Raw genomic sequence first — 15,780 nt, 5'->3', positions numbered from 1 at the left:
TGATGCTTTTTATAATTAGCAGACAGAAAGAACTAAAAGAACTTAGGTGAGGTAAGGTAGTTTATTGCAGAAATTTGAAAGAAGAATTGATACGTTGAAACTTCTTTTGGAATGATTTTAGACGATGCTATGGATGTTTAAATAAGGCTTTGGTTTAATAAGTAACCATTTAAATATGCATACTGAATGAATACGGTTGTTAAGATTAGAATAATGCTGTTATTCCTGTTGCTTAATAGCTTTCTGTATGGGCAACAAGTCGAAAGAATAGAAGTCAAGGATATAGATAAATCATTTAATTCACAGAAAGTTTTTACTGTAAGCAGTGATTATTTTCAAAATTCAGATGATGGTCATGGTGGATCAAGAATAATCTCCAGTAGTGGACATCATTATGATCTTAGTAGCGGAGAGAAAATTGTTGAAACAATAGGTGGAAAAATATTGACGACTACCCCAAGTCAGCAAAGTACAGCTGTTAGGATGTATTCACTTAATAGGGAAATTTCTAATGCGGCAGAAATAGAGTTGTTACACAAGGAAAGCTTTAAAATACTTGAAAATGGTTGGGTCATAGTCTCAGATGAGTATGCGCTATTTGGAAGAAGTGTTAAAATCTATTCAAACAACCTTGTTCACCAAAAGATATTGAAACCTTTCGGTGAATATGGGTTTGAACATGCAGAATATTCAGGTAACTCTAAAAGAATTATTCTTTTAAGCTCTAATTCTGAAAAAGTTACCATGATAACGGTTTTAGACCTGGATATGAATGTGATCAGAGAATGTAAGATGAGCTTTAATTATGTACCAAGCTTAATAAAGTCATTTCAGGAAGGTTTCATAGTTTACGGGCAATCCAATCTATCCTACATTAACAATGACGGAGATTTAATATGGAGTAAAAAAATTCTGCTACCAAGAAAAGACATTGCTGTTTCGCATGGTATTTTATCTGTAATAACGGGAGATGAGTTGGTTTGTCTGAATCCTTTAAGTGGAGAGATTAACTGGGTGAAACCTATAAAGAGCTTTTATCCTCAAGAAAAAATCAATGCAGAAAATCTATATCCAAGACCTATACAACTGAAAACTACAAAAGGAGGGAATCCAACCATAGTGGTGGTAATGGGAATAGCGAAAAAGGGGACTTTGCTACCAAGGCATACTAAGTATAATAGTCAAATCTTTGCTTTTAATGATAAAGGACATTCCGTTTTCAGCAAGGAGCTGGCTCCAACATTAGCTCGAATCCAATTGAAAGTAGGTTTGGATGGTTTTGTATTAATAGATGATGAAAAAATCGAAAGATATGAAATACGCTAAATTTTACGCCTTTTAAATCAAAGCTAATTCTTAAACCGGGAACAAAAACCGATAGTATTCATTAGGTAATAAAAGAAAACCAGCAAAACAACCATGAATAATAAAGGAACAGACTTATTTCCGGAGCTACCACTTGAAGCTTGGGAAACTACCAAGGAAACGTTACACCGCTACATCCAGATCATAGGCAAGATCAGGCTGGCATTGATGCCGAGAAAGAACCATTGGTGGTATATCACACTGTATGTCAATAGTAGGGGGTTGACTACCAATGCCATATCGTATGATGCGTTTACCTTTGAAATTCAGTTTGATTTCATTCATCACGAGTTGCAGATACATACCAGCAAAGGAGAGATGCGAACGTTCAACCTGGAGGACGGTTTGTCTGTTGCAGGTTTTTACAAACAATTGCAGGATGCCCTGGTTGATCTTTCCATCGAGGTTGAGATCAAAGCAGTACCCTATGATCTGTCGGATACGGTCCCTTTTGATCAGTGTACGGAATATCACAGCTATGATAAGGAATATGTACACCGTTTCTGGCAAGTACTCATCCAGGTAGACCAGGTGTTCAAAGAGTTCAGTGGCAGGTCCTACAGCAAAACATGTCCGGTACATCTGTACTGGCATCATATGGATTTGGCAGTTACACGGTTTTCCGGCAAAAAAGGCCCGGAAATGACGGCGGGTAGTATCGCAGACCGGGACGCCTATTCTCATGAGGTGATCAGTTTTGGGTTTTGGGCTGGAGATAAAGAGGTGCGTTCACCTGCCTTTTACTCTTATACTTTCCCTTCTCCGGAGGGAATCGACCGGGAGCCCCTGCAGCCTGAAGCGGCGCAATGGATAGATAGCAATGGTAGCCCTATGGCTTTGCTGATGTATAATGATATTAGAAAAGCGGATGACCCAAAAGAGGTATTGCTTCAGTTTTTAGAGAGTGCTTACCAGGCAGGTGCAAAACGGGCAGGGTGGGATATTGAAAATAATAAAGTACCGGATATAGGGATGAAATAAGCGTGTCAGCCTTCCGCATTCCTTCGTTTTTCCGTAAGTTGTGATGCAAAACTTACGGAAAATGAAAGTCAATCAAATAGCCATTGAACTGATAGTCCGGGATGTGGCGGAGACCGTTGAATTTTATCAAAGCACATTGGGTTTTGAACTGCTCGTGAGTGAGGAAGAGGAGGGTAAGATGTATTGGGCTAAATTGGAGATGAAGGGTTTCTATGTTTCCTTCAAAGAGGAACAGCGGTTAAAAAAAGAGGTGGATTTCATGAAAGATCACCCCATTGGTGGCAGCATAGCCATATGCTTACAGGTGGAGGATTTGACCGGTTTTTATAATAAAGTATCAGAGGCATGTGAATTGCTGGATCATCCACATCTAACGCCATGCGGTGCGACACAATTCTCCATGAAGGATAATAATGGATACATCATAACGGTTGAGAGGTTCGGTTAGCCAGTTGATCCCTAAAATCAAATGTTACAATCATTCATTCAGTGAATGGATGATTGTGAGTGGTGTTTTCAATAAACATGACAGATCGTATTTAACAATCGGTTGATGTTCTGTAAGTTTTCTTTTAATGCTTCCACCTCATAAGTACAGCGTCCTGGCTTATGTTGGGCCCTTGGGCCTGTTCCTGCCATAAACATCTTTTTTGACCGATAATAGGTAAACGACCGTCACTCCGGTATAATACGAGTAACGCAGACTATCCTTGTAGCAGAACTGACAAAGTAAGGTTTAAAAAAGTCTTGTGACAATGAAAATGACATTGACATTAATCATTTCCGGTTTTCTCAATTTCTCTTTCATGAGTCAAAGCCCGAATTATTTACTTTATCAGTTTCACGAAGATCTTGCACCTACCGTTAGGGGCAGGTTTCACTAAAATATGTTCTATAGGTCTGTTCAACTATGAATTGTCAAACATTAAACCAAGCAATAATGAAACAACAAACCCGCTTACTTATGCTTCTTACCATTTGCGCCATTGGACTCATAAGTTGTTCAGAGATGAGAGAACAAGCAGATGAAAAATGGAAGTTACTCAACGATAAGGTCGAAAAGGCGGACTCATTGATCAATTTTGAAATGAATAGGGTAGAACGACTGGATTCCATCATTAATAAAGAGATGAAGAAAATAAATATGCTGGATTCTATCATTGAAAGTAGATCTTCAGTACTGGACTCTATTTTAAGTAATTAGTTACAGGTGCATTTAACCAAGATGCTTGACTTGTCTTCGTACAATGAAATATTCCTAAATACAAGGGATAAAGTCTTTGACCGGAACCGGTTAGATAGTGCATTTGGGTATAAAACCAATAAGAACGTAAGGCTGGAAACGGCTACATGAACCAATTTTTACCTAATAGTAACCATGATCAAATCAATCTTATCGCATTTATCAACCTTTGACTTAACGGTATGAAAGCAATTCTTTTTTTGTGCATAGCGGCAAACCTCGTTGCTTGTAATAACCAGGGCAACAGCTCAGATAAGTCGGCAGAGACCACATTTACAGTACCTTCTGATATCGAACCGTTGGTAGAAAAAGTTCTTACGGAAGAAGAGCAGGCCAGGTTAACACCTGACGAGGTTATTAGTCTTTTTAAAGAAGGCAACCAACGCTTTATGAATAACGATCTAACGGCAAGAGACCATTCGGAACAAGTAAGACGAAGTACACACGCTCAGTATCCCAAAGCTATTGTTCTGTCATGTGTAGATAGTCGAGTGCCTGTAGAGGATGTTTTTGACAGAGGGATAGGCGATATTTTTGTTGCGAGAGTGGCAGGTAATTTTGTGAATGAGGACATATTGGGAAGTATGGAATTTGCTTGTAAAGTTTCTGGATCGAAGCTCATTTTGATCATGGGGCATGAACACTGTGGAGCAGTCAAAGCTGCAATAGATGATGTAAAACTGGGCAATATTACTCCGATGCTAAGCAAAATTAAACCGGCGGTTGAAATGGTGGATTATGCAGGTGAAAGAACTTCTAAGAATGCGGAATTTGTCCATCTCGTTTGTGAAAGTAATGTCAGAAGCAATATGCGTCAGACCAAGGAAAAAAGCGCTGTCCTAAAGGAAATGCACGATAATGGTGAAATAGAGATTTTAGGAGCGGTCTACGACATGGATACCGGAAAGGTCTCATTTTTGGAAGATTAAATTGAATATTGAGCCTTTTATCAAAGAGGTAATAGATCAAATAAGACATCAACCAAGTTGCTAACGTAAGATTACTACTTTATGGTTGATACCTCAAAACGATTTATTGTTTCGCAGTCCACTGTTCATTCTTAAAGCCTAAATGCAACTTGCCGTTCTTATCATAGACATAAGAACGTCTTACTTTACAATATCTTACAGGTGCAGCCAGGACGTTCTTCATAACATCCATGTATTCATAAACGGTACTTGGTGATACGCTTAGTTTTCGAGCCAGTTCATTGGGTTGACCGGTTGCTTTCATACGAATGAGCTGGTCTATCCGATGAAATTTATCTACCATTTTTGAAAATAACCTGTTCATAGTGTTAAGAATTTAAAGATATTAAATCTAAAAAATGTTTTAACTGCCTTTCATCCCCGCTCAAGCACTTTCCCTGTCTCATTTTTAAATTGACTGGGAGAATTAAGATCATAGAATGAATAGGTCATGTTAATTCAATAGTATTGCTTTCTCTTAATATAGTTATACTATTATACGTAAAATCGAGTGATTTGTTTTCTTCCAATATCGGGTAATACTATGGTCTGGCTAAAGAATAAGAGAAGTGGAGAAAACGGAACCCTGACCATTAAGTTTTTCAAAAAACATTTAAGTAATCCAAAATGAAAAGCTATGGTTTCAGGTTAAACCCATGAGCTAATGCTTTCTTCGGATGCCGCTGAAGTAATAACCAGTGTTACTGGCAAATCTGCCGAACTCACTTTTCAAGATCTACTGTGATCAAAAAATAGTTACAGCTGTATAAATATCGATCTAATTACCTACTACTCAATTTGAAGCGTCACTTCTGAGCGGATACTATTCGCTTTAGCTATAATTTTCACCTCACCAGCTGTACCGTTCGCCTGCAACATTAAAAGCACTTTTCCATTATGCGATTCACATTGGTAAGCTTTGTAATTCTGTACATTGGAGGCTGATCCATTGTCAATACCTAAGAGTCTCATGTCACCATCCACTTCAAAGTGGACCAGTGTAGGGGCATGTGTGACCAAAACACCATTTTTATCCCTGAGCCTTGCTTCTACATGGACCACATCATAATGATTGGCCTTAAGAACGGTTTTGTCTACCGATAAGTCGATATCGGTAATTTCAGATGTGGTGCTTAGCGAATAGTCAGCTACCTCTTTTCCATTTTGATATCCCACTACCTTCAGTGTGCCGGCTTCATAAGGTACGATCCATTTGATAATGTTATCTTCTTTAAAATCTACAAGCGGTTTTCTGCCAAGACTCTCTCCATTTAAGAAAAGTTCATTTTCCTCACAGTTAGAATAAACTTGTACGATGATGTTTTCTTTGGTTTCGTATTGCCACTTGTCGTAGATATCATACCAGGCCCATCTTCTGATCCATTCGTCTTTGTATTCCACTGAAAAACCGGTTTTTGGATCATAGCTAAACTCAGATTCGTCTTCCGGAGTGGTGCCCATGTAGACATGAGGCTCTTCTTTCCACAATGTTTCAAAGAAATGTCCTCTGGGAGTTTTAAATCCGGCAAAGTCAAAGAAAGAAATATTAAGCCCTTTGAGTGGCCAGGGGCCGGATTCGCCGGCATAGGCAAATCCTGTCCAACAGAATATACCTGCTACAAAATCACGATCGATACAATTTTTCCATTCACTCCAGGCCCCCCAATTTTCAGAACCATAGATCAGCAGGTCGGGATAGGTGGCATGTGCGCCGTCGTATTCTGTGGCCCTGTAGTTGAAGCCCAGTACATCGACTGATTGACCATAGCCGCTGGCCAGGCCAACGGATGGCAATACGTTCCCGGCAGTGACAGGTCTTGTTGTGTCCATCTCTTTTACCCAATTGACGAGTTTTTTAGCAATTTGTAAAAGGGAGTCTTTTCCTCCGGTAATTTCATCCAACGCCTTTTTTATTTTCATGGAGTCAAAACTGGGCTGGAATTGATAATATTCCTGCTTTCCGTTAACCACTTCATAAGCTTGTGAGTAATAGGGATGTGTCCATTCTATTTCATTGCCAATGCTCCAAAGGATAATAGAAGGATGGTTTCTATCTCTTCGCATACAATCTTTCAGGTCACGTTCTGCCCATTTGTCAAATTGCTCACTGTAGCCATGGGTCACCTCATCCGGCGCCAGGTTGTCTCCCAGTTTATGGAGGCTTTTTTCTTTAGGGATGTTCCATTCATCAAAGAATTCATTAATGACCAAAAACCCCATTTCATCACAAAGATCGAGGAATTTCGGGTCGACAGGATTATGCGCTGTCCGGATGGCATTACAGCCGATACTTTTCAGTTTTTCAAACCGCCGCCGCCATACATCAACAGGTACGGCTGAACCTACCGCTCCGGCTGCATGGTGCAGGTTCACCCCCTTTAATTTTATATTTTTCTCATTGAGGAAGAACCCTTTGTCAGCATCAAATCGGGCGGTCCTAATCCCGAAGGTTTGGATTTCTTCATCGATCACATGACCGTCTTGCATCAGCTCTAATTTCAACGTATAGAGATGAGGAGCGGAAATGTCCCAGCGTATGGGATCATTAATGGTGAATTCCAGGCTGACTTTTCCGGAACTGTCGACGGTGGCATTTTGCTCTAAGGAAGTTACCGGAGCTCCACCCTGGGAAAAGATACTTCCTTTAAGCGCTATTTCAGCCGGCCCATTGTCGTACTTAGCCAAATCTATCGTTACCGCGACGGAGGCTTGCTCAGCATTGATGTTTGGAGTAGTAACAAAGACACCCCACTGAGGTATATGAACGTTTGATCTTTTTACCAGTCTGACATCACGGTATATTCCTGACCCGGTATACCACCTTGAATCCAGGTAATTGGAGTGGTCTACTTTTACCAAAAGCGTGTTTTGTACGTCTCCCACGTTGAGGTAAGGTGTTAAATCATGACTAAAGCTGCTGTAACCATAAGGGCGTTCACCAAGGGAAGTTCCATTGATCCATACCTGGGCGTTATTATAAACGCCATCAAATTCTATGGAGACTACTTTGCCTTTATCCTCTTCAGAAATGGAAAAATCTTTCTTGTACCAACCTATTCCGGCGGGCAGGAACCCGGTAGATGAACCCGTTTCAACTTGGGTAAACGAAGATTCGCTACTCCAATCGTGGGGAAGTCTTACCTCTTTCCATGAGTAGTTATCCGGCTGATTTAACATTTCTTTTTCAACCGCTTCTCCAAGGTGGAACCGCCAGTCGAAGTTGAAATCCTGAACTTCCCTGGAAGTAGGTTTTTGACATCCTGAAAGTAAAAAGGCAAGGCAACAGGTAATAACTATCAATTTCTTCATTTCTTGGATGGATTAGGTGGATTTACGTAGTATTTGATCGAAAAAAAGTAACGTGTCTTTAAGATGCTTAATCCAGTAACTCCATTCATGTTTCCCTGGAAACTCAAAATAGGAATGTGGAATTTGTTCATCTTTCATTTTTTGATGTAGAGTACGATTGTGTTCAATAAGGAGGTCGTCTTTGCCACAGTCAAATCGAATAGGAGGGAGGGAGCCTTTATTGCGCAACATATTATCCAGGATATCTTCAGATGATTTTGAAGATTGTTCATACCCTTCCAATGGCTCTTCCACAAAAAGAGGGAGCTGGTCGGGGGAGGTAATGGACGAGTGAGCGGATATCCCGCTGAAACGAGAACTATACTTTGTACCGAGCCTTAGCGCTCCGAAACCGCCCATAGAAAGCCCGGAGATAAAAAGTTGAGAGTTGGACGAGGCTTGCGGTATATTTTCGATAATGGCATCCGGTACTCGGAAACAATCCATTGTTCGAAGTCATACTGGTGATGTGGAAGGTAAGCGGAACCATCCCCCCAAAGCCCGTCCGATGGCATAGCAAGGATCATGGGCTTAATTTCTTTTTCTTCTATCAGGCTGGCAGCCGTTACATGGGCGCCTCCCTTTTGTGACCATACCCAGGCGCTTCCATAGACACCATGCAGTAAAATAACAATAGGAAGATCAGTTGTATCCGGGACGTCAGGTACAAATACACATATGTCACCGCGCCCTTTTAAATGGGCTGTCTTAACCGTTATGAATCGCAGATTATCATTCTCGAAATTAGGATCGGATATTTCTGTGGTTCTAAATCGTTTCATCTTATGGAAAGGAAATCACTCCTTTAGCGTTTTTACCTGATAACATGTCTTCGAAAGCATCGGGAAGTTGGTCCAGGTGATAAGTTCTCGTGATCATTTCTTCCAGTTTCAAAAGGCCCCGGTCATACAGGTCGACAAGTTTTGGGAAATCTACCTGTGGGTTGCATTTTCCGTATAGAGGATTGATATAGGTTTTGTCCCATTCGAACAAGCGCATGTCGATGGTGATCTCTTCTTCAATACCACTTACCTGCACAGCCGTACCGGCATTTCTGATCATGGCGAGGGGTGCTGCTCCAAGTGTGGAGACGGCGGTGCATTCAAAAGCATAGTCAGCGCCAAAACCGCCTGTGAGTTGTTTTACCTTTTCGGCTGCCTTTAGCAACCCTGTATCCTCTTTTTCAGCCAGGATGGTATGAGTGGCCCCAAATTGAGCAGCAAGCTTAAGCCTGTTTTCATTAATATCAATGGCAATGATCATCGAGGCACCCGATATTTTAGCCCCCTGGATCACACTCAACCCCACGCCTCCGGTTCCTAAAACTACCGCTGATGATCCGGTGATAAACTTTGCGGAATTCACTACTGAACCATACCCTGTCATCACCCCGCAGCTGAGGATGCTTGCTGCATCAAAAGGAAGCTTTTTGCTGTGATTTTTTACCAGAGCAGAACTTTTGACCAGTGTATACTCTGAAAGCGTTCCAATATTGAAAGATCGCTCGATTGATTCACCCTTCCAGGTAGTACCCTCTATATGTGCATGTCCCGGAGTGAAACCATTGGCACCGGCTACTACCGGGGAATTATTTTGGCAGAGGTTTTGATACCCGTGCTGACATGGATGACATTGGTAACATGGAGTGGCCCAGTTCAAAATAACCGCATCACCTTCTTCCAATCCGATTACTTCACTTCCTGCCTTCTCTACTATCCCGGAACCTTCATGCCCTAGTACCACAGGCTTACCCCAGGTCAGGGAGTCATGATCTGTATGGCATAAGCCAGCTGCTTTCACTTTTACCAGTACCTCATCTTCCTTGGGTTGACCTACCTCTATTTTTTCAATGCCATATTGACCATCTCCATAGGCAATGGCTGCCTTACAAACAATGCTCATTATTAATTTTGGATGTCTTTTGGGTCGAAGAGAAGCGGGAAATATTGGCCTTCCATTTTTCCGCCCTTTTTGATAGTGGGTACCCCCTTCAATAGGATCTCATCGGAGTCAGACAAGGTCCCGTCTGCAAAGACATTAAGCACAAAAGCCTTTCTCGACCTTTCTGACCTGTTTTCATATGAACCATGGACTAAAAGCGGATGATGGAAAGAACCGTAGCCTTTGGGCATTTCTATGGCTACTTTGTCTTTGAAAGTCTCCTTTTGATCGTCGGTCAGGTAGTCATTAAGCTTTTCCATATCACCGGCCAGGTTAGGTTTGTCCAGTAAGCCCCAGTGATGGCTTTTCGGTATGTAATGCAAACAGCCGTTATCGGTATTTGCATCATCAAGACCCACCCAGCACGTCAGATGTTGCATGGGAGATGTCCGTGTCCAGTAGCTGTAATCCTGGTGCCAGGCCACAACCCCTCCATGATGCGCAGGCTTACAAAACAGTTGATCATGCCAGAACCTCACTGCTTTGTTACCAAGAAGTTGAGAAGCAGCGACTACAAATCGTGGGTTCCATAGAATATCGTGAAAAGCCCTGGTGATGCGCCAGTGCCCCAGGGAATGGAACAAGACCGAATTTGGATCTTCAGATTCATTGGTATGGAATTCATAAAAAAGGTGATGTCGCGGATGATCAGGATCCATGATCTCATCTAACTCTTGTTTAAGATGATCGACCTGGTTTTCTTCCAGTAGCTTTACATTATGGAGGTAGCCAAATTCATTGAAATGCGCTACCTGTTCATCCGGTAGTTTATAGGTTTCCCAGGTTTCTTTTGCTGATAATTTAGGAAAGAGGTCACTTACCAGTTCATGATGCAAAGAGAGATCGCTTTTTAACTTCATATTGAAATTACTGTTTATTGGATCATCAAAATTAGCGCCTCTTTTTGAGGAGTGATTTTCCTATTTTGTTAAAAAAGTAAACTATTTTAGCATTTATTTGACGATTCAGTTTTAAAGATGCTAAAAAAGGAACTTTGAAGGCAGTTTTTGAAAAGGTATATAGTGGAGATGAAGAGGCTATTACAGCATTCATCTATGAGGACAAAACTTTTAATGCCCCCTGGCATTATCATCCGGAATATGAACTAACACTAATTCTTAAAGGAATAGGGATGCGATATGTGGGTAATGACGTGAGCGCTTATGCGCCCGGGGATATGGTTTTGTTAGGTACCGGACTTCCGCACTGCTGGAGAACCAGCGCATCAAGTAATGGAGCAAAGTCTGTTGTCATCCAATGGCAGGGCAGTGCGTTACCCAAGATCCCGGAGTTCAACGCTATCCATCATCTATTAACATTGTCGCAGCGAGGCGTCAGATTTTCAGAAGACCTGAAAGAGGTATTTCTGCAACTTGTATTGACCAGGGAACCTTTTTTGAGATTTACCCGGTTTATTAGCCTCTTACATCAACTCACCCAATCTAAAAATTATCAACTACTGGCAAGCGCCAGTTATCAAATTGATACATCAAAAAGAACAAATGACAGGCTTGATCTTATACATCAGTACCTGAGCGCCCACTTTCAGGAAAGGATCACTTTAGCGCAAATGGCTACCTTGCTAAGTATGACCAATGAATCTTTCTCACGTTTTTTTAGTAAGAGAATGCAAAAGCCATTTTTCTCTTTCCTCAATGAATATCGGGTCAACAGGGCAGGGAGGTTACTGATAGAAACGGACCAACAGGTGGCGGAGATAGGGTATTCTTGTGGTTATGAGAGCTTACCTTTCTTTTTCAAGCAGTTCAAAAAATATAAGGGATATTCACCCCTTGATTTTCGAAAAAGGTACCGGGAGCAGGTGGGAGGTTAAAAGGAGTTTTTCCGGGTCACGCTGAAGCTATTCATTAACTATAGAAAACAGCATCAACTTTTCTTTATCACTCCCAATGATTCGAGCTTTTAAAGCTTAACCACCCGAAGGCTCCTGCTTTCATCTTCTATTATTAACCTCAGAATGTATACACCTGATGCCATCGGTGTAAGGTCAAACATTTCTACAAAATCTGTATTGTTCTCTAACGAACGAACGTCAATGACGCTGTTGTGACCGGAAATTAGCTCTAAAACTCCTGAGGTCTTTTCATTAAAAACAACTTTAGCCAGAAGTTTGCTTTCGGTCGGATTAGGTGAAACAGAAAATTCCAGGATATTTTCAACCACTAAAGTTCCGGGCCTTCCTCCTTTTGGATTAAAGGGGAGAGGCAATATATCTATTGGGTAAGCATACTCATCGATACATCCATTTTCAAATTCGGTAGTAAGTCTTATTTCATAGCGGCCGGAATCAGTGTAGATATGGGCGGGAATTATTTCATCACTGCCGTTGCCATCACCAAAATCCCATGAATACCAGTTCGGCTCACTGGTGGGCAGGCCTATGAAAAAGATGGTATCACTCACAAATGCTTCCAGCACTCCTAAAAAGAAAGCAGAATCTGTAGGGGGATTCAATATGACGTTTACTTCCCTGAAATCCACGCATCCAAACTCTGAAACTACCTCAACAGAATAAATACCGGAATTATCTACGAATAAATTTTGGTTGTTGCTACCGTCCGACCAGGTGTATGAAAATCCAAGGTTTCCCGGGTCAAGTGTGATCCCTTCACAATTGATGTTGATGGCTTCAGGCAGTTGGATGAGGTCCGTAGTCCTTAAGGCCACTTCTGTCTCAAACGTTTGGATGCATTTATCCTCTGTTTCGATCCGGACGGTATAGGTGCCGGATTCTGTGACCGTCAACAGATCTCCGCTGGCCTCTTCCTGCCAGCGAATGGTTGCTCCGGGGTTTAATTCACGAAGTCCTTCACCCAGTACCACTTCCTGGTCACAGGAAGAAATAAAGGAAGTGAGATTAGATACAGGTTGATCAAAAAAGCTGATTTCAAAGTCTTTTAAAATGGCACAACTGTCTGTAGTCACGGATACGGAATACCTGCCGGCATTTGTTAGATTCCAATTATTCCCTGTACTTAAGACTCTATAATTAGTGTCAAACCAGGTCACATTTTGAAAGCTCGGATCAAGTGTAAAGGAAAGCACTTCCTCACTGCATTTTATATATTGATCTTGTATAGGAAAATCGGCGCTGGCTGTACATATTGAAACTGAATCATTGGCGACACATCCCAGAACAGGGTCGGGGATTAACAGTATCTCTTGTGTGCTGCTACATCCCAGGGAATTGATCGCAGTTACCTCATAGATACCATGTGTGCCTGTCGTGAGTATGTTGGTAGTACTCGCCACAAACCGGTTTTTTTGATTAAGCCAGGTATACTGATCAAAGTCGTTTTTTATGGAAATTGTGGTTTGACCGCAAAAGGCTACCGTATCTGGTAATTCGAAAGAGGGTAAATTCAATGCATAGGTGGCGATTTCTTTGCTTGTAGTACAGCCGCCAAGGTTAAAGGAGGACGTTGCCTGAACATGATATATACCCGCATTGCTAATCACTACTTGTGCACTATTTTGTAAGAAATTGTTTGCCCCATCATACCACTCATAAGTGTAGCCAGCAATAGGGTTAGCTACTTCGAGAAGAGCAGCGGTACCTCTGCAAAAAGCAACAGAATCACGGACTAAATCGAGCTTGGCAGGCTCAAAAAAAGTTAGTTCTGCAGTATCTATCGTAGTGCAACTTAATGCATTCGTTACTGTTAAGGTATAATTTCCTTCGTTCAATGCATAGAATTCCGATTTGGTAGAAACTATCTGGCCCTGTAATTCCCATTTAAAGTTAAAATCAGCGCTGCTCAGGCTCGTTGAAAATAACGCACTGTCACCCTGGCAAATTTTGGAATCTTGAAGAGTAAAGGCAGGTCTTGCGCGCTCAAAGACCACAACCGTATCCGTCGTCTCACACCCGTGGATATTGGCTACAGTAAGAACATAATTTCCTGCCTTGTCCGCTAAAACATTTGCTTGTGTTCCCAGGCCCTCGACAGCAGGGATGAAATCAAACGAATGGTAAGTCCAACGATAAGAAGACCAATCTCCGCCAAATAACATACTAGCTGATCCGGGACAGAAACTGGTGGTCTTGTTTGCGATGGCTAAGGTATCACTACCTGATAGCTCAGAGATCAATAGCTCAGGATCATCGAAAAATTTGATCGTACTGACCGCGCTATTATCACAATTTTTATCGTCTATAACCCGTACATTTACCCGTGTTAGATCATTTTTTGGAATAAATTCATAAAAAGGGTCAGTGCCTTTCCTCACGAGTGAATCGCCAATATACCAGGTATAAGAAGTGTAGTTGGTTTCTTCTACGGTCAATCTTACTGTGTTACCATTGCAAATGGTGTAGTCACTGATCGTTAGAGGAGGGGGAGTGCAGTAACTTGCAGTCCATTTACCAAGTACATCGCCTTCTCCCGTTGTGCGGATCCTGCTCGGATCCCCTGAATATTCACCCCCCCGGTTAACATAAGCCGGAGAGTCGTTTTTTTGCCAGGCAGTTAATAAAGAAGACGGAACCGCCGTGGTGTCTGTTATCCAGTTGTTTTGCAAACCATCGAAAAACTCGCCATCAAGATCTCCCCCCTTATCTTCCAGGACCGTTTCATCTCCTTCAAAATCGTAATAAGCAAATAACCCAGGTTCAGACCCGCTGAGGAACTTAAGGGCATTAGCCCTGATGGTGTGATCCTCCAGGGCCGTGCTCCAAAACCTTGCTTCTGATAAGTTACCCCGGTATTGCTGCCCTAAACGGATGCGATCGTCATTGATATATTTAGCAGGTGATACTTCGGTCTCTTTCGCGACTAATACACCATCTATAAAGAGTGATAGCTCGCGTAAGACAGCATCATAGCGTGCGGTCAAAAGATGAGAAAGCCCATCTCCCAGATCATAAGAGGTGCCGGTGATAAAGTGTCGCTTATTTTCGTCAATATGTACCAATTCAGGAGTATTCGTGCCGGCTGCAATACCCATTAAAAAGACGTTATCTTTAAGTACTAAAAATGATCTTCCGGACAGGTCTTCCGATCTCAGCCTTACTTCTATGGTGTAACTATTCGCCAAAATGCCAGACGCAACTTCAGGAAGTCGGATGATCTTATCGCTACTACCGGTAAACTGTACCGACTTTTTAGGAAAAAATGAAGATTCAATGTTTTCAAAATAGTGTAAGGCCAAATCATAGGTACCTGATGCGGGCGAAGCATTAAACAATTGATAGGATCTTGAAATACTCGAATTTTCCAGGTCGGAGGGCGTATGCTTTCTTACGATTGAGGTGAGCGAGGTAGTGGCAGTCATGGTAATACCCAGGTTCCCGGGATTCAGGTTATTTAACTCTGTGCCGGTGAGAAAGTGATCGAAAACAATGCTATCCCTCCGGGTAGGAATAATTCGGCTTTTCACACGCTCATTGATGATGCTTCCCATAAGGATAGGAGCAGCAGGAGGAGCTTCCGAATCGAGCACCAGTGTAGCCGTATCAAGAAAAAGATTTCCTGTTTCAAAAACCAGGGAATCGAATACATGAAATTGTCCTTTGACGATTCGCACTGAATCGGTTCCGTTCTTGACAATAACTTTTCTAAATCGTATCGGGTGTGTGACAGGTCGGATAAACTGCGCCTTATCGCCATTGAGAAATAGTGTGACAGAACCTTTGTTTGTCAAGTCTCCCGGAGACTGGTTCACCAGGTCCTGATCCAAAGTGATCGTCCCGTTTCCGTCAAGTATACCTTGGGTTATTTCGAGATTTCCATCGATATTGAAGAACCCTTCTTTGACGGCAATAACCCCCGCCTGGGAGGCATTCCCTACCATCACCTGACCGCCTTCCTGTGCCGTCACAATGTGAAATGTGATGAATGATACCAGGTACAGTATAATAGTTTTCATCTTCATTTTTTTAGCTCCTTATTTTTCTATGTGCGTGTTTGTCTT

14 protein-coding genes are annotated in these 15,780 nt (G+C 41.9%); 7 read left to right on the top strand and 7 right to left on the bottom strand.

The annotated features are described in order from the left end of the window. Nucleotides 1-186 precede the first annotated feature (186 nt). The 6 genes from FNH22_RS06200 (at nt 187) to FNH22_RS06180 (ending at nt 4,518) form a co-directional block, all read left to right on the top strand. Entirely contained in the window at nt 187-1,326 is a 1,140-nt protein-coding gene (locus FNH22_RS06200) for a hypothetical protein (protein ID WP_143397472.1), read from the top strand. 93 nt (nt 1,327-1,419) lie between these two features. Beyond that, nucleotides 1,420-2,346, top strand: coding sequence for a DUF5996 family protein (locus FNH22_RS06195; protein ID WP_143397471.1), 927 nt, complete (start codon nt 1,420-1,422; stop codon nt 2,344-2,346). A 61-nt stretch (nt 2,347-2,407) separates the two neighbouring features. After that, the gene (locus FNH22_RS06190) at nt 2,408-2,794 is read left to right on the top strand and encodes a glyoxalase/bleomycin resistance/extradiol dioxygenase family protein (protein ID WP_185154099.1); all 387 of its coding nucleotides are present in this window, start codon (nt 2,408-2,410) and stop codon (nt 2,792-2,794) included. A gap of 492 nt (nt 2,795-3,286) precedes the next feature. After that, nucleotides 3,287-3,550 (top strand): hypothetical protein, encoded by a 264-nt coding sequence (locus tag FNH22_RS06185; RefSeq protein ID WP_143397469.1) that lies wholly within the window; start codon nt 3,287-3,289, stop codon nt 3,548-3,550. 21 nt (nt 3,551-3,571) lie between these two features. Beyond that, the gene (locus tag FNH22_RS32865) at nt 3,572-3,700 is read left to right on the top strand and encodes a hypothetical protein (RefSeq protein WP_370513172.1); all 129 of its coding nucleotides are present in this window, start codon (nt 3,572-3,574) and stop codon (nt 3,698-3,700) included. A 71-nt stretch (nt 3,701-3,771) separates the two neighbouring features. Then, complete coding sequence (locus tag FNH22_RS06180; protein ID WP_143397468.1) at nt 3,772-4,518, top strand: carbonic anhydrase family protein; 747 nt, start codon at nt 3,772-3,774, stop codon at nt 4,516-4,518. Between the two features lie 103 nt (nt 4,519-4,621). Here the strand turns inward: FNH22_RS06180 and FNH22_RS06175 are convergent, their stop codons facing one another. From FNH22_RS06175 to FNH22_RS06155, 6 genes are all read right to left on the bottom strand, one after another. Further along, nucleotides 4,622-4,882 carry a hypothetical protein gene (locus FNH22_RS06175; RefSeq protein ID WP_143397467.1) on the bottom strand — a complete coding sequence of 87 codons (261 nt, stop codon included), beginning with the start codon at nt 4,880-4,882 and terminating at the stop codon, nt 4,622-4,624. Nucleotides 4,883-5,346: 464 nt separating this feature from the next. Beyond that, nucleotides 5,347-7,866, bottom strand: a complete 2,520-nt coding sequence (locus FNH22_RS06170; RefSeq protein WP_143397466.1) for a glycoside hydrolase family 2 TIM barrel-domain containing protein — start codon at nt 7,864-7,866, stop codon at nt 5,347-5,349. 12 nt (nt 7,867-7,878) lie between these two features. Beyond that, the gene (locus tag FNH22_RS32860) at nt 7,879-8,352 is read right to left on the bottom strand and encodes an alpha/beta hydrolase (protein ID WP_370513171.1); all 474 of its coding nucleotides are present in this window, start codon (nt 8,350-8,352) and stop codon (nt 7,879-7,881) included. After that, complete coding sequence (locus FNH22_RS32855) at nt 8,244-8,687, bottom strand: hypothetical protein (protein WP_370513170.1); 444 nt, start codon at nt 8,685-8,687, stop codon at nt 8,244-8,246. Before FNH22_RS32855 ends, FNH22_RS32860 begins: the two co-directional genes overlap by 109 nt. Before the next feature lies 1 nt (nt 8,688). Next, the gene (locus FNH22_RS06160; protein ID WP_143397465.1) at nt 8,689-9,807 is read right to left on the bottom strand and encodes a Zn-dependent alcohol dehydrogenase; all 1,119 of its coding nucleotides are present in this window, start codon (nt 9,805-9,807) and stop codon (nt 8,689-8,691) included. A gap of 2 nt (nt 9,808-9,809) precedes the next feature. Further along, nucleotides 9,810-10,706, bottom strand: a complete 897-nt coding sequence (locus FNH22_RS06155; protein ID WP_143397464.1) for a phytanoyl-CoA dioxygenase family protein — start codon at nt 10,704-10,706, stop codon at nt 9,810-9,812. Between the two features lie 134 nt (nt 10,707-10,840). Between FNH22_RS06155 and FNH22_RS06150 the strand changes: the two genes are divergently transcribed. Continuing rightward, nucleotides 10,841-11,680 (top strand): AraC family transcriptional regulator, encoded by an 840-nt coding sequence (locus tag FNH22_RS06150; RefSeq protein ID WP_143397463.1) that lies wholly within the window; start codon nt 10,841-10,843, stop codon nt 11,678-11,680. Between the two features lie 89 nt (nt 11,681-11,769). On the opposite strand, the gene FNH22_RS06145 is transcribed toward FNH22_RS06150, so the two are convergent. Further along, complete coding sequence (locus tag FNH22_RS06145; RefSeq protein ID WP_185154098.1) at nt 11,770-15,735, bottom strand: PKD domain-containing protein; 3,966 nt, start codon at nt 15,733-15,735, stop codon at nt 11,770-11,772. Nucleotides 15,736-15,780: the final 45 nt, after the last annotated feature.

The organism is Fulvivirga sp. M361 (assembly GCF_007097395.1).
In the GTDB taxonomy this organism is placed as follows: Bacteria; Bacteroidota; Bacteroidia; order Cytophagales; family Cyclobacteriaceae; genus Fulvivirga.
The sequence above is the reverse complement of the archived record's forward strand: the minus strand, read 5'-3'. Positions and strand labels throughout refer to the sequence as shown.

Bases quoted from the DNA above. Each gene is read 5' to 3' on its own strand.
- FNH22_RS06200 (WP_143397472.1), top strand. From the start codon at position 187: ATGAATACGGTTGTTAAGATTAGAATAATGCTGTTATTCCTGTTGCTT.
- FNH22_RS06195 (WP_143397471.1), top strand. From the start codon at position 1,420: ATGAATAATAAAGGAACAGACTTATTTCCGGAGCTACCACTTGAAGCT.
- FNH22_RS06190 (WP_185154099.1), top strand. From the start codon at position 2,408: ATGAAAGTCAATCAAATAGCCATTGAACTGATAGTCCGGGATGTGGCG.
- FNH22_RS06185 (WP_143397469.1), top strand. From the start codon at position 3,287: ATGAAACAACAAACCCGCTTACTTATGCTTCTTACCATTTGCGCCATT.
- FNH22_RS32865 (WP_370513172.1), top strand. From the start codon at position 3,572: ATGCTTGACTTGTCTTCGTACAATGAAATATTCCTAAATACAAGGGAT.
- FNH22_RS06180 (WP_143397468.1), top strand. From the start codon at position 3,772: ATGAAAGCAATTCTTTTTTTGTGCATAGCGGCAAACCTCGTTGCTTGT.
- FNH22_RS06175 (WP_143397467.1), bottom strand. From the start codon at position 4,882: ATGAACAGGTTATTTTCAAAAATGGTAGATAAATTTCATCGGATAGAC.
- FNH22_RS06170 (WP_143397466.1), bottom strand. From the start codon at position 7,866: ATGAAGAAATTGATAGTTATTACCTGTTGCCTTGCCTTTTTACTTTCA.
- FNH22_RS32860 (WP_370513171.1), bottom strand. From the start codon at position 8,352: ATGGATTGTTTCCGAGTACCGGATGCCATTATCGAAAATATACCGCAA.
- FNH22_RS32855 (WP_370513170.1), bottom strand. From the start codon at position 8,687: ATGAAACGATTTAGAACCACAGAAATATCCGATCCTAATTTCGAGAAT.
- FNH22_RS06160 (WP_143397465.1), bottom strand. From the start codon at position 9,807: ATGAGCATTGTTTGTAAGGCAGCCATTGCCTATGGAGATGGTCAATAT.
- FNH22_RS06155 (WP_143397464.1), bottom strand. From the start codon at position 10,706: ATGAAGTTAAAAAGCGATCTCTCTTTGCATCATGAACTGGTAAGTGAC.
- FNH22_RS06145 (WP_185154098.1), bottom strand. From the start codon at position 15,735: ATGAAAACTATTATACTGTACCTGGTATCATTCATCACATTTCACATT.